The 12,506-nt window shown below is 65.6% G+C and carries 11 protein-coding genes; all 11 read right to left on the bottom strand.

What is annotated here, in order from left to right:
• Nucleotides 1-9: 9 nt before the first annotated feature.
• The 11 genes from urtE to ACK3BK_RS22415 all read right to left on the bottom strand — a co-directional run bounded on the left by urtE (nucleotide 10) and on the right by ACK3BK_RS22415 (nucleotide 12,478).
• Nucleotides 10-708 (bottom strand): urea ABC transporter ATP-binding subunit UrtE, encoded by a 699-nt coding sequence (gene urtE, locus ACK3BK_RS22465; RefSeq protein ID WP_054894570.1) that lies wholly within the window; start codon nucleotides 706-708, stop codon nucleotides 10-12.
• Between the two features lie 117 nt (nucleotides 709-825).
• Nucleotides 826-1,683, bottom strand: coding sequence for an urea ABC transporter ATP-binding protein UrtD (gene urtD, locus ACK3BK_RS22460; protein WP_186665971.1), 858 nt, complete (start codon nucleotides 1,681-1,683; stop codon nucleotides 826-828).
• A complete protein-coding gene (gene urtC, locus ACK3BK_RS22455; protein WP_186665973.1) occupies nucleotides 1,680-2,759 on the bottom strand; it encodes an urea ABC transporter permease subunit UrtC in 1,080 nt (359 codons plus the stop codon). The genes urtD and urtC overlap by 4 nt, the downstream gene beginning before the upstream one ends.
• Nucleotides 2,759-4,246, bottom strand: a complete 1,488-nt coding sequence (gene urtB / locus ACK3BK_RS22450; RefSeq protein WP_411383352.1) for an urea ABC transporter permease subunit UrtB — start codon at nucleotides 4,244-4,246, stop codon at nucleotides 2,759-2,761. The genes urtC and urtB overlap by 1 nt, the downstream gene beginning before the upstream one ends.
• A gap of 139 nt (nucleotides 4,247-4,385) precedes the next feature.
• Nucleotides 4,386-5,651 carry an urea ABC transporter substrate-binding protein gene (urtA, locus tag ACK3BK_RS22445; RefSeq protein WP_186665977.1) on the bottom strand — a complete coding sequence of 422 codons (1,266 nt, stop codon included), beginning with the start codon at nucleotides 5,649-5,651 and terminating at the stop codon, nucleotides 4,386-4,388.
• 270 nt (nucleotides 5,652-5,921) lie between these two features.
• Nucleotides 5,922-7,328 carry a D-serine/D-alanine/glycine transporter gene (gene cycA / locus ACK3BK_RS22440; RefSeq protein ID WP_411383351.1) on the bottom strand — a complete coding sequence of 469 codons (1,407 nt, stop codon included), beginning with the start codon at nucleotides 7,326-7,328 and terminating at the stop codon, nucleotides 5,922-5,924.
• 229 nt (nucleotides 7,329-7,557) lie between these two features.
• Nucleotides 7,558-8,925, bottom strand: a complete 1,368-nt coding sequence (locus ACK3BK_RS22435; protein WP_411383350.1) for a PepSY-associated TM helix domain-containing protein — start codon at nucleotides 8,923-8,925, stop codon at nucleotides 7,558-7,560.
• A gap of 57 nt (nucleotides 8,926-8,982) precedes the next feature.
• Nucleotides 8,983-11,040 (bottom strand): TonB-dependent copper receptor, encoded by a 2,058-nt coding sequence (locus ACK3BK_RS22430; RefSeq protein WP_411383349.1) that lies wholly within the window; start codon nucleotides 11,038-11,040, stop codon nucleotides 8,983-8,985.
• 67 nt (nucleotides 11,041-11,107) lie between these two features.
• Nucleotides 11,108-11,545 carry a DUF2946 domain-containing protein gene (locus ACK3BK_RS22425; protein WP_186665984.1) on the bottom strand — a complete coding sequence of 146 codons (438 nt, stop codon included), beginning with the start codon at nucleotides 11,543-11,545 and terminating at the stop codon, nucleotides 11,108-11,110.
• 19 nt (nucleotides 11,546-11,564) lie between these two features.
• A complete protein-coding gene (locus ACK3BK_RS22420; protein WP_186665986.1) occupies nucleotides 11,565-12,047 on the bottom strand; it encodes a copper chaperone PCu(A)C in 483 nt (160 codons plus the stop codon).
• A gap of 44 nt (nucleotides 12,048-12,091) precedes the next feature.
• On the bottom strand, nucleotides 12,092-12,478 hold the full coding sequence (locus tag ACK3BK_RS22415; protein WP_411383348.1) for a DUF2946 domain-containing protein: 387 nt from the start codon (nucleotides 12,476-12,478) through the stop codon (nucleotides 12,092-12,094).
• Nucleotides 12,479-12,506: the final 28 nt, after the last annotated feature.

Below are 12,506 nucleotides of genomic sequence, written 5' to 3'. Positions count from 1 at the left end.
TGCTGCAGATTAAATGGTTACCAGCCCGCGCACACCTTCGGCCTGCATGTTTTCGCCGCGGCCACGCTGGACGATTTCACCGCGGGCCATGACCAAGTACTGGTCGGCCAGCTCCTCGGCAAAGTCGTAGAACTGCTCGACCAGCAGGATGGCCATGTCGCCGCGCTGGGCCAGGCTGCGGATGACCGCGCCGATTTCCTTGATCACCGACGGCTGGATGCCTTCGGTGGGTTCATCGAGGATCAGCAGGCGCGGGCGGCTGGCCAGGGCGCGACCGATCGCCAGCTGTTGCTGCTGGCCGCCGGAGAGGTCGCCGCCACGGCGCTGCTTCATCTGCTCGAGCACCGGAAACAGCTCGTAGATGAATGCCGGCACCTCCCGCGCCTCGCGGGCGCTGAAGCGCGACAGGCCCATCAGCAGGTTTTCCTCCACGGTCAGGCGCGGGAATATCTCGCGGCCCTGAGGCACGTAGGCGATGCCGGCATGCACCCGCTGCTGGGGCTTGAGCGCGGTGATCGGCTTGCCCTCCCACTCGATGCTGCCTTCGCGGGCGGGGACCAGGCCCATCAGGCAGCGCAGCAGGGTGGTCTTGCCCACACCGTTGCGGCCCAGCAGGCAGGTGACTTCGCCGATCCTGGCTTCGAACGACAGGCCTCGGAGGATGTGGCTGCCGCCGTAGTACTGGTGCAGGGTGTCGATCTTGAGCATGTTTGGTTCCTGACAATTCTGCTTTGACTGTGCCGGCCCTTTCGCGGGCAAGCCCGCTCCTACAGGGATCACGCTGTCCTTGTGGGAGCGCGAAAAGGCCGACACAACTCCCTCTGTTCAACGACCGAGATATACCTCGACCACCCGCTCATCCGCCTGTACCTGCGCAAGTGACCCCTCGGCCAGCACCGAGCCTTGGTGCAGCACCGTCACATGGTCGGCAATGCTGCCGACGAAGCCCATGTCGTGCTCCACCACCATCAGCGAATGCGTGCCCGCCAGGCCCTTGAACAGCTCGGCGGTGAATTCGGTCTCGGCGTCGGTCATGCCCGCAACCGGCTCATCGAGCAGCAGCAACTGCGGCTCCTGCACCAGCAGCATGGCGATCTCCAGGAACTGCTTCTGGCCGTGTGACAACAGCCCGGCCTGGCGCGAGGCCAGGCTGTTCAGGCGCACGGTCGTCAGCACGTGCTCTATCCGTTCACGCTGCTCGCCGGTCAACCGCGCCGCCAGGCTGGCCCAGACCGACTTGTCGGCCTTGAGCGCCAACTCGAGGTTTTCATGCACGCTCAGTGCCTCGAACACCGTGGGCTTCTGGAATTTGCGGCCGATGCCCGCCTGGGCGATCTGGTATTCGCTCATGCGGGTGAGGTCCAGGGTGTCGCCAAAGAACGCACTGCCGGTGTCGGGGCGGGTCTTGCCGGTGATCACGTCCATCATCGTGGTCTTGCCCGCGCCATTGGGGCCGATGATGCAGCGCAGTTCGCCGACGCCGATGTACAGGTTGAGCGCGTTGAGCGCCTTGAAACCGTCGAAGCTGACGCTGATGTCTTCAAGGCTCAGCACCGTGCCATGGCGGGTGTCGAGCCCGGCCTTGCGCGGCTGGCCCAGGCCGATGGCGTCGCGGCCAGTGCCAACCTGGTCGAAGACCGGCTCCAGCATGAATTCCGGATGAACCGCAGGGATGCCTCTCATGGCTGGCTCCTTTTCTTCAGCAACCCGACCACGCCCTTGGGCAGGTACAGGGTGACCAGGATGAACAGTGCGCCGAGGAAGAACAGCCAGAACTCCGGGAAGGCCACGGTGAACCAGCTCTTCATGCCATTGACCAGGCCGGCGCCAAGCAGGGGGCCGATCAGGGTGCCGCGCCCGCCCAGGGCAACCCAGACGGCGGCTTCGATGGAGTTGGTCGGCGACATCTCGCTGGGGTTGATGATGCCCACCTGCGGCACGTACAGCGCCCCGGCCAGGCCGCACAGCACGGCGCTGAGCACCCACACCAGCAGCTTGAAGCCGCGTGGGTCGTAACCGCAGAACATCAGGCGGTTCTCGGCGTCGCGCAGCGCGGTGAGCAGGCGCCCGAACTTGCTGCGCGTCAGCCGCCAGCACAGGTACAGGCTGCCCAGCAGCAGTGCGACAGTGAGCAGGAACAGCACCGCGCGGGTGCCCGGCGCGGTGATCTCGAAGCCCAGGATGGTGCGGAAGCTGGTGAAGCCGTTGTTGCCACCGAACCCGGTTTCGTTGCGAAAGAACAGCAGCATCCCGGCAAAGGTCAGGGCCTGGGTCATGATCGAGAAGTACACGCCCTTGATCCGCGAGCGGAAGGCGAACCAGCCGAACACCAGTGCCAGCATCCCCGGCGCCAGTACCGCCAGGCACAGCGCCCAGGCGAAATGCTGGGTGCCGGCCCAGTACCAGGGCAGCTCGCTCCACGACAGGAAGGTCATGAAGCCCGGCAGGCCGTCGCCGGCCGCCTGGCGCATCAGGTACATGCCCATGGCGTAGCCGCCCAGGGCGAAGAACAGGCCGTGGCCCAGCGACAGCAGCCCGGCGTAGCCCCAGACCAGGTCCAGCGCGAGGGCGACGATGGCGTAGCAAAGGATCTTGCCGACCAGGGTCAGGGTGTAGGCCGAGACCTGCAGAGCATGGCCGTCAGGCAGCAGCGACAGCAGCGGCAGGGCCAGCAGTGCCAGGACGACGACAACGCCGATGGCCATCGACAGCCGGGGGCCGGCCTTTTGTGTGGCAGTGACAAGCAGTGGCTGGTTCATCAGTCGATTACCCGTCCCTTGAGGGCGAACAGGCCTTGCGGGCGTTTCTGGATGAACAGAATGATCAGCGCAAGGATGAGGATCTTGCCGAGTACCGCACCGATCTGCGGCTCCAGCAGCTTGTTGGCGATACCCAGCCCGAAGGCGGCCCAGAGGCTGCCGGCCAGTTGCCCGACGCCGCCGAGCACCACCACCAGGAAGGAGTCGATGATGTAGCTCTGGCCCAGGTCAGGGCCGACGTTGCCGACCTGGCTCAGGGCGACCCCGCCCAGCCCGGCGATACCCGAGCCCAGGCCGAAGGCGAGCATGTCGACGCGCCCGGTGGACACCCCGCAGCAGGCCGCCATGTTGCGGTTCTGCGTGACCGCGCGCACGTTCAGCCCCAGCCGCGTGCGGTTGAGCAACAGCCAGGTGAGCAGCACCACCGCCAGGGCGAAGCCGATGATCACCAGGCGGTTGTACGGCAGCACCAGGTTGGGCAGCACCTGGATGCCGCCAGACAACCACGCCGGGTTGCTCACCTCGACGTTCTGCGCGCCGAACAGCAGGCGTACCGCCTGGATCAGGATCAGGCTGATGCCCCAGGTCGCCAGCAGGGTTTCCAGCGGGCGGCCGTACAGATGGCGGATCACCGTGCGCTCCAGCGCCATGCCGATGCCGGCACTGACGGCGAAGGCTACCGGCAGCGCGATCAGCGGGTAGAACTCGATCGCGCCTGGGGCATAGCGCTGCACCAGCACCTGCACCAGGTAGGTGCTGTAGGCGCCGAGCATCAGCATCTCGCCGTGGGCCATGTTGATCACCCCGAGCAGGCCGAAGGTGATCGCCAGGCCCAGGGCCGCCAGCAGCAGGATCGAACCCAGCGACAGGCCGCTGAACGCCTGGCCGAGGATTTCACCGAACAGCAGCTTGCGCTGCACTTGGGCCAGGCTGGTCTCGGCGGCGGTGCGCACTCCGGCGTCGGGTTCTGCGCCAGGCTGCAACAGAGCTTCCAGACGGGTACGTGCCAGCGGGTCGCCGGTTTCCCCGAGCAGGCGCACTGCGGCCAGGCGTACCCGAGGTTCGCTGGCGCCCAGTTGCAGGTTGGCCAGGGCAAGGCCTAGGGCGGCGTGCACGGCGGCGTCCGGCTCACTGGCGAAGGCGCGGTCGAGCAGCGCCATTTGCGCCGGTTGCGCGCTTTTTTGCAGTTGCCGTGCTGCGGCCAGACGCAGATTGCTGTCGGCGCTGAGCAATTGATGGCTGGCCAAGGCATTGTCGATCAGGCCGCGCAGGCGATTGTTCAGGCGCACCTTGCGCGTGTCGTCTTCGGCGATGCGCCCTTCGCGCAGGTTTTCCAGCAGCGCCAGGCGCGCCGGTTCGGGTTGTGCGGCCCAGCCTTCGAGCAGGCTGGCCTGTTCGGCGGGCTTGGCACCGAGGAAGAATTCGCCCTCGCTGGCTTGGGTGGCCAGAGGCAGGAGCAGCAGGAGGGAGAGCAGGAGTCTGAACATGCGGGTAATCCTGGAAATCAGCGGTGGATTCTTCGCGGGTGAACCCGCTCTCACAGGGACCGCGCCGGTTCCAGACCTTGCACCGTACCTGTGGGAGCGGGCTTGCCCGCGAATGGGCCGCAACGCGGCCCCCGTGCAATCAGTTGCCCTTCACCGCATAGTCAGGTCGCTTGTCGTTACCCGGAATGAACGGGCTCCACGGCTGCGCACGCAGCGGCTGCTCGGTCTGCCAGACCACACTGAACTGCCCGTCATCCTGGATCTCGCCGATCATCACCGGCTTGTGCAGGTGGTGGTTGGTCTTGTCCATGGTCAGGGTGAACCCCGACGGTGCCTGGAAGCTCTGCCCGGCCAAGGCCTCACGCACTTTGTCGACATCGGTGGACTTGGCTTTCTCGACCGCCTGCGCCCACATATGGATACCCACGTAGGTGGCCTCCATCGGGTCGTTGGTCACCGCCTTGTCGGCACCCGGCAGGCCCTTGGCCTTGGCGTAGGCCTTCCAGTCGGCGACGAACTTCTGGTTGACCGGGTTCTCCACCGACTCGAAGTAGTTCCACGCCGCCAAGTGGCCGACCAGCGGCTTGGTGTCGATACCACGCAGTTCCTCTTCACCCACCGAGAAGGCCACCACCGGCACGTCGGTGGCTTTCAGTCCCTGGTTGGCCAGCTCTTTGTAGAAGGGCACGTTGGAGTCGCCATTGACGGTGGAGATCACCGCCGTCTTGCCGCCTGCGGAGAACTTCTTGATGTTGGCGACGATGGTCTGGTAGTCGGCATGGCCGAACGGCGTGTAGACCTCTTCGATGTCCTTGTCGGCCACGCCCTTGCTGTGCAGGAAGGCGCGCAGGATCTTGTTGGTGGTGCGCGGGTAGACGTAGTCGGTGCCCAGCAGGAAGAAGCGCTTGGCGCCGCCGCCGTCTTCGCTCATCAGGTACTCCACCGCCGGGATCGCCTGCTGGTTGGGCGCAGCGCCGGTGTAGAACACGTTCGGCGACATCTCCTCGCCTTCATACTGCACCGGATAGAACAGCAGCCCGTTGAGCTCCTCGAACACCGGCAGCACCGACTTGCGCGACACCGAGGTCCAGCAGCCGAACACTACCGCGACCTTGTCCTGGGTCAGCAGCTGGCGACTCTTCTCGGCGAACAGCGGCCAGTTCGAGGCCGGGTCCACCACCACCGGTTCGAGCAGCTTGCCGTTGACCCCGCCCTTGGCGTTGATCTCGTCGATGGTCATCAGCGCCATGTCCTTGAGCGACGTCTCGGAAATGGCCATGGTCCCGGACAGCGAATGCAGGATGCCGACCTTGATGGTCTCGGCCGCCTGGATGCTCCAGCTCAGGCCCATCGCCGCGATCGATGCGCTGAGGGTGAAGGCCTTGATCAGACTGCGTCGCTTCATGTGCTCTCTCCGCTGAGTGTTGTGCTGTTGGCAGAGGGGAGAGTGCAAAGGCTGTGCCGTGGTGCGCGAAGCTGCGGATTAGAAGGGTTGTGCTTCGATGCGGGGCTCTGGCAGGGGCCAGGTTGGTGCTTGCTCGGCGAGCCTGCACAGGATTGGGGCCAGAGGGTGAGCAGTTTATGCGCAGCGCGCTGGGGGCGAAGTGAAACTGCACACCATGAGTGTGAGAGCGGGGTTTGCCCGCGAAAGGGCTGCAGAGCAGCCCTGTGCAGATCAGTTGTCGCGCACCACCGCTCGTGGCTGGCGCTTGCTGCGCACGAACTGGTAAGTGACCGCCAGGATCACAAACCAGATCGGTGTCACCACCAGCGCCGAACGGGTGTCGGCCTCAAGGCTCAGCAGCACCAGGATGCCGGCGAAGAACACCAGGCACACGTAGCACATGAAGCGCCCGCCAGGCATCTTGTAGATCGACTTCTCGTGCAGCGCCGCACGTTGCTTGCGGTAGCTCAGGTACGACAGCAGGATCAGCGTCCAGACGAACATGAACAGCACCGCCGACACCGTGGTCACCAGGGTGAAGGCTTCGATCACGTTCGGCACCAGGTAGATCAGCACCGCGCCGAGCAGCAGGCACAGGCAGGAGAAGTACAGGCCGTTGGCCGGCACGGCGCGCCGCGAGAGTTTCTCGAAGGACTTCGGGGCATCGCCTTCCTGGGCCAGGCCGTAGAGCATGCGGCTGGTGGAGAACACGCCGCTGTTGGCCGACGAAGCGGCCGAGGTCAGCACCACGAAGTTGATAATGCTTGCCGCTGCCGGCAGGCCAGCCAGCACGAACAGCTCGACGAACGGGCTCTTGCCCGGCACCACGTCGCGCCAGGGCGTGACCGCCATGATCGCGATCAGCGCCAGCACGTAGAACACGATGATGCGGATCGGGATCGAGTTGATCGCCCGCGGCAGGGTGCGCTCGGGGTTCTTCGCTTCGGCGGCGGTGGTGCCCACCAGCTCGATGCCGACGAAGGCGAACACCGCGATCTGGAAACCGGCGAAGAAACCGAACAGGCCATTGGGGAACATGCCGCCGTCATTCCACAGGTTGGCCAGGCTGGCCGTGTGGCCGCTCGGCGACTGGAAGCCGGTGACGACCATGTACAGCCCGGTCGCGACCAGGCCGAGGATGGCGATGATCTTGATCAGGGCGAACCAGAACTCCATTTCGCCGAACAGTTTCACCGTGACTAGGTTCAGCGACAGCAGCACCGCCACGCAGGTCAGCGCCGGTATCCACTGCGGCAGGTCGGGGAACCAGAACTGTGTATAGGCGGCGATCGCCACCACGTCGGCGATGCCGGTGACGACCCAGCAGAACCAGTAGGTCCAGCCGGTGAAGTAGCCGGCCCAGGGGCCGAGCAGGTCGGCGGAGAAGTCGATGAACGACTTGTAGTTGAGGTTCGACAGCAACAGCTCGCCCATGGCCCGCATGACGAAGAACAGCATGAAGCCGATGATCATGTAGACGAAGATGATCGATGGGCCGGCGAGGCTGATGGTCTTGCCCGAGCCCATGAACAGGCCGGTGCCGATGGCGCCACCGATGGCGATGAGCTGGATGTGGCGGTTGGTCAGGTTGCGTTGCAGATGCTGGTCATCTGCCTGGGGGGATGAGGTCCGGGTCATAGGCTGCATTCCATTGAGGGTCAGTCTTCTTGTGAGCGAAAGCCGGTTAGGCTAACACGCACTGCAAAGGTGCGGGCGTGACAGATCGCCACGATCTTGGCGGTGCAGTGGCGATTCTTGAATGACTGAAATCAACGGATGCCCTTTTCGCGGGCAAGCCCGCTCCCACAAGCTACGGCGCCGCTGTACCTTGTGGGAGCGGGCTTGCCCGCGAAAAGGCCGACGCGATTCAGGCCTGAACCGCGACCCGCCCGCGCCGCACCACCAGGCTGTCCACCACCCACATCACTACCATCGACACCCCCACCAGCGGGAACACGACACCCAGCACCAGCATCACCCCCACGGCAGTCTTCCAGCGCGGCAGGTCATGACGCAGCGGCGGCACGCCAAGCCCGCCTGACGGGCGGCGCTTCCACCACATCACCAAGCCGCTCACCGAGCCCAGCAGGATCATCAGGCACACCAGCAGGATGACGATCTGGTTGAGCGCCCCGAACATCTTGCCCTCGTGCAGCATCACCCCAAGCTCGGTGGCGCGGGCTACCGGGCTGTAGTCGTGCCAGCGCACGTCGGCCAGGACCTTGCCGGTGTACTGGTCAACATGCAGGGTGGCGTCGTTGCGCGGATCGTCGGCGAACACCGCGATGGTGAACACACCTTCAGCGGTACTCGGCGAGGTGATGCTGTAGCCCGGCGCCACGCCGCGGGCGTTGGCCAGGTCCTCGACCTGCTGCAGGGTGATCTGCGGCGCGGCTGGGGCGCTGTGCATGTCGTGATGGCCCATGTGCTCGGCATGCGCGCCGGACACCGGCATCGGCGTGTTTTCCAGGGCCCAGGGCACGGTCTGGCGATGGGCGCTGTTCAGCGCGCCGGCCTGCTGGTCGGATTTCGGTACGTCGTTCCACATCGCCGCCGGGAAACGGTTCCACAGATCGGCGTACTGTTTGCCCCACAGCCCGGTCCAGGTCATGCCGCTGAGCAGCATCAGCAACAGCAGCGCCGAACCCCAGAAGCCGCTGACCGCATGCAGGTCGCGCCACAGCACGCGCCCGCGTGCCGACAGGCGTGGCCACAGTACGCCACGGCTGTTGCGGCCACGTGGCCACCACAGATAAAGCCCGGACACCACCAGCACGATGCCCCAGCCTGCGGCCAGCTCCACCAGCCGATCGCCGACGGTGCCGACCATCAGCTCGCCATGCAGGGCACGGGCGATGGCCTGCAGGTTCTGCTTGCCGTCCTGCGCGCCCAGCACCTTGGCGCTGTACGGGTCGACGAACACGTTCAGTTCGCGGCCGCCGTCATGCACCACGAACTGCGCGCTGCGCTCGGCGTTCAACGGTGGCAGGTACTGGCCGACATGGCCCTGTGGATAAGCCTGGTGCACCTGGGCCAGCAGGGTATCGGCGCTTTGGCGTTGCTGGCCGGCCTCGACCACCATCAGGTCGCGGTACATCCACGGGTCGAGCTGCGGCTTGAACAGGTAGATGATCCCGGTGATCGCCAGCAGGATCATGAAGGGCGCGACGAACAGCCCGGCATAGAAATGCCAGCGCCAGGCCAGGTTGTAGAAGGATTGCTTTGGTTTGCTCATGGAGCCTCCCGTTCGACCAGGTGGGGCGCGGTCAGGCCCGCGCCCCGGTTGTTATTGTCAGAAGCTGAAATCGACCTTGGTCCAGAAGGTCCTGCCCGGCTCGTTGACCGGCTGCGGGTCTGCCGCCGGATAGCCGAACCCGGCGTTCCCGGCCAGGTTCAAGTGCTCGGCGTAGGCCTTGTCGAACAGGTTGTCGACGCCCGCGCTGAGCTTGAGGTTGTGGTTGACCTTGTAGGCACCGTTGAGCGAGAACACGCCGAAACCGCCGCTCTTCTCGTAGTCCTTGCCCACCACGTTGCCCTGGTTCTCGGCGATGCGATTCTGCGCCGCGACCAGCCGCCACAGCGCACCGACGCTCCAGGTATCGCGGCTGTAGGTCAGGCCCAGGCGGCTTTCCAGCGGGGGCATCTGCGGCAGGGCCTTGCCGTCGCTGCTGTTCTTGCCCCAGGCGTAGGCCAGCGTGGCGTCGGCCTTCCAGTTCTCGTCCAGCTTGTAGGCCGCGCCCAGCTCGCCACCCATGATGCGGGCGTCGATGTTCTGCGCCTGGGTGCTGCTCATGCCCATCATGCTGCGGTAGTCGAACAGGATGTAGTCGCGGATCTGCCCGACGTAGCCGGAGGCCCAGGCCTGCAGGCGTTCGTCCTGGTACTGGATGCCGAAGTCGAGCTGGGTGGTCTTCTCTGGCTTGATGCTGTCGAAGGCATTGACCGAGCCACGCGGGCCGTTGGTTGGCGAGAACAGCTCCCAGTAGTCGGGGAAGCGCTGGGCGTGGCCCAGGCCGATATAGCTGGTGGCCGGGATCGACGCCAGGTCATGCTCGTAGCGGATGAAGCCGCTGGGCAGGGTATCGGCGCGGGTGTCGCCGTTGGTGGCACTGGCCTGGCGGAAGTCGCGGGCCGAGGCCCGGTCCAGGCGCGCACCGCTGATCAGGCGATCCTCGCCGGTGGCGTACCAGGTCAGCTCGCTGAACACGCCGTAGTTATGGAAGTCGGCGTCCTTGGTCCAGGGCTGGCCCTTGTGCGCATCGACGCCCATGCCGCCGCGTTTGCGGTGTTCGTTGGTCTGCGCGTCGATGCCGCTGATCAACTGCACGTCGGCCCAGCGCCAGGTCGCCTTGATGCGTGCGCCGAGGGTACGGCGATCGACATTGCTGACCATGGGCATGCCCATCATGCCGCTGCCCGAGGGCGTGCGCAGGCTGTAGTTGTCCATCACGTGGTCGGCGTAGTTGTAGTAGACCTGCGCCTCGACCTTGTCGAGCACCTCGCCGAGGTTGGACTTTTCAAAGCGCAGGCCCAGGCTTTCGCGCTTGAACTGCGAGCCGTCCATGCCGCGCCCGGCGTAGCGCGCCTCGCCATCGCCCTTACCGGCGGTGAGTTCGAGCAGGGTGTCGGTATCCGGGGTCCAGCCGAGGGTCACGTCGCCGTTCCATTTGTCCCAGCGCGACGGCACGGTATCACCGTTGCCATCCTTGTAGTCATCCGAGCGCGATTGGTTGCCGACGAAGCGCGCGTAGGCCTGGCTGTTGCCGGCGGCGGCGTCGAGCACCTTGTCGAAGCGGCCGTTGGAGCCGGCGAGCAGGCTGGCGTTGACCCGGCTGCCGAGGGTGCCGAATTTCTCCGGCTCGCGCTCGAAGAGGATGGTGCCAGCCGAGCCGCCGGGGCCCCAGATCACGCTTTGCGGGCCTTTGATCACGGTCAGGCGGTCGTAGGTTTCCGGCGAGATGTACGAGGTCGGGGCGTCCATGCGGTTGGGGCAGGCGCCGAGCATCACGCCGCCGTTGGTGAGGATGTTCAGGCGCGAACCGAACATGCCGCGCAGCACTGGGTCGCCGTTGGTGCCGCCGGAGCGGATGGCGGAAAAGCCTGGGATGGTCTTGAGGTAGTCGGCGCCGTCGCTGGCCGGCACCGGCTGGCGGGGATCCTTGGGGTTGGTGACCACGGTCAGCGGCGAGCTGGGCGCGATGGCGGTGATCACCGTCGGGCTCAGTTCCGGGGTGTCATGGCCTTCGTGGCCAGGCTCGACGGCGAGTGCCAGCGGGCTCAGCAGCGAGCCGCAGAGCATGGCGAGGGTCCCATGGCGGGACAGGGCAGAAACAGGGGTGCAGCCGGACATAATGATTCCAGTCGATCAGTCATGAGTAAGCGCGAAGCCTCCTGGCTTCGGGCGTTAAACGGGGTGGTCAGACGTTGATCGACGCAGGTGGGGCGCGGCTGCGGGCACCGGGAAACACCGCTTGCAGGGCATGGCCCTGGCGGGTCGGGTAGGTGGTGAGGGTGGACGGGATGGCGCTGGCGAGGCTGAGTGGGCTGAGGGTCTGGGGCAGGGCGGGGCAGTTGAACAGCAGGCTGCAATAGCCGCATTTCTCCCAGTCCGCGTGTAGCTGGCCATCGTTGCCGTGGCCGTGGTGGTCTTGCCCGGCATGCGAATGCCCCGAGGCCATGGGCATGTCCATGGCCATGCTCATGTTCATGCCGGCGTGGTGATCCATCGGCATCGACTGGGAAACCAGTGGGCCGATGAAGATCATCCACATGGCGAACAGGCTCAGCCAGCCGCCACCGACGCGCCTGCGATCAGGGCGGGTGCTGCGGGCTGTGCTGTTGCGCGGCAAGCTCATGACGAGCGCCTGTCAGCGGTCAGTGCGCGTGTTCGTGTCCTGCCTGATCGGCGGGCGGCTGCTTCTGCACGGCGACCTCGACGGTGATGTCACCGGCTTTCTCGAAGTGCAGGGTGAGCGGGAAGCGCTTGCCGTCAGTGAGCAGGCTGCGGTCCTTGGGCTGCATCAGCATCACGTGGTAGGCGCTGGGGGCGAAGGTCAGGTCCTTGCCTGCGGGCACGACCACACTCTGCACCTGCTGCATCTTCATGGCACCGGCGGCGGTCTTGATGTGTTCGTGCAACTGGGCGTCATCGCTGACGGGGCTGTCGACGCTCAACAGGCGGTCGTCGACCTTACCGTTGTTGTGAACGATGAAATAGGCCGCGACATTGGGCGCGTTGGGTGGCAGCTCCAGCGACCAGGGATGGGCGATATGCAGGTCGCCGACACTGTATTCGTGGGCGCTGGCAAAGGCGCTGGGCAGCAGCAGGGTGGCCAGGATGAGGGCTTGCTTGAGCATGGTGGGTCTCCGGTCTGTACGGGTTCAGGAACAGCGTCTTGAACTCAGGCCAGTGGAGAGGCTCGCGGATTGAGCGCCGGCCAGAGCTGGCGCGGCGTGGACTGGTGCGTGGCGAGTGGCGGCGCCTGGCCGAAGCGCAGTTGCGGCGGGTTGTGCAGTTGCGGTGCGTGGCTGGCCAGGGCGAGCACAGGCGAGGTACCCGAGCAGCACCAGCAGTGCTGCATGTTGGAGTGGTCGTCCTGTTGGCCCAGGTCGATCTTGGCCAGGGCCTGGACATCGAGCTTGGCCTTGCCCGCGCCAGTCGAGCAGAAGGCACCCCACAGCAGCTGCTCGGCCGGGCCCTTGGGCACGGCGGAAGACAGCGGCATGGCCAGCAGGTTGAACAGCACTGCAAGGCAGGCTATCCAGGCGATGTGCCGACGTGGGGTCATGGAGAGATCCGGTCAGGAATCAGGTGGC

The organism is Pseudomonas sp. L7, assembly GCF_046605565.1.
GTDB classification, from domain to species: Bacteria; Pseudomonadota; Gammaproteobacteria; order Pseudomonadales; family Pseudomonadaceae; genus Aquipseudomonas; species Aquipseudomonas wayambapalatensis.
The sequence above is the reverse complement of the archived record's forward strand: the minus strand, read 5'-3'. Positions and strand labels throughout refer to the sequence as shown.

What these genes read in the sequence shown, in the direction of transcription:
- urtE (WP_054894570.1), bottom strand. Translation starts at nt 708, where the DNA reads ATGCTCAAGATCGACACCCTGCACCAGTACTACGGCGGCAGCCACATC.
- urtD (WP_186665971.1), bottom strand. Translation starts at nt 1,683, where the DNA reads ATGAGAGGCATCCCTGCGGTTCATCCGGAATTCATGCTGGAGCCGGTC.
- urtC (WP_186665973.1), bottom strand. Translation starts at nt 2,759, where the DNA reads ATGAACCAGCCACTGCTTGTCACTGCCACACAAAAGGCCGGCCCCCGG.
- urtB (WP_411383352.1), bottom strand. Translation starts at nt 4,246, where the DNA reads ATGTTCAGACTCCTGCTCTCCCTCCTGCTGCTCCTGCCTCTGGCCACC.
- urtA (WP_186665977.1), bottom strand. Translation starts at nt 5,651, where the DNA reads ATGAAGCGACGCAGTCTGATCAAGGCCTTCACCCTCAGCGCATCGATC.
- cycA (WP_411383351.1), bottom strand. Translation starts at nt 7,328, where the DNA reads ATGACCCGGACCTCATCCCCCCAGGCAGATGACCAGCATCTGCAACGC.
- ACK3BK_RS22435 (WP_411383350.1), bottom strand. Translation starts at nt 8,925, where the DNA reads ATGAGCAAACCAAAGCAATCCTTCTACAACCTGGCCTGGCGCTGGCAT.
- ACK3BK_RS22430 (WP_411383349.1), bottom strand. Translation starts at nt 11,040, where the DNA reads ATGTCCGGCTGCACCCCTGTTTCTGCCCTGTCCCGCCATGGGACCCTC.
- ACK3BK_RS22425 (WP_186665984.1), bottom strand. Translation starts at nt 11,545, where the DNA reads ATGAGCTTGCCGCGCAACAGCACAGCCCGCAGCACCCGCCCTGATCGC.
- ACK3BK_RS22420 (WP_186665986.1), bottom strand. Translation starts at nt 12,047, where the DNA reads ATGCTCAAGCAAGCCCTCATCCTGGCCACCCTGCTGCTGCCCAGCGCC.
- ACK3BK_RS22415 (WP_411383348.1), bottom strand. Translation starts at nt 12,478, where the DNA reads ATGACCCCACGTCGGCACATCGCCTGGATAGCCTGCCTTGCAGTGCTG.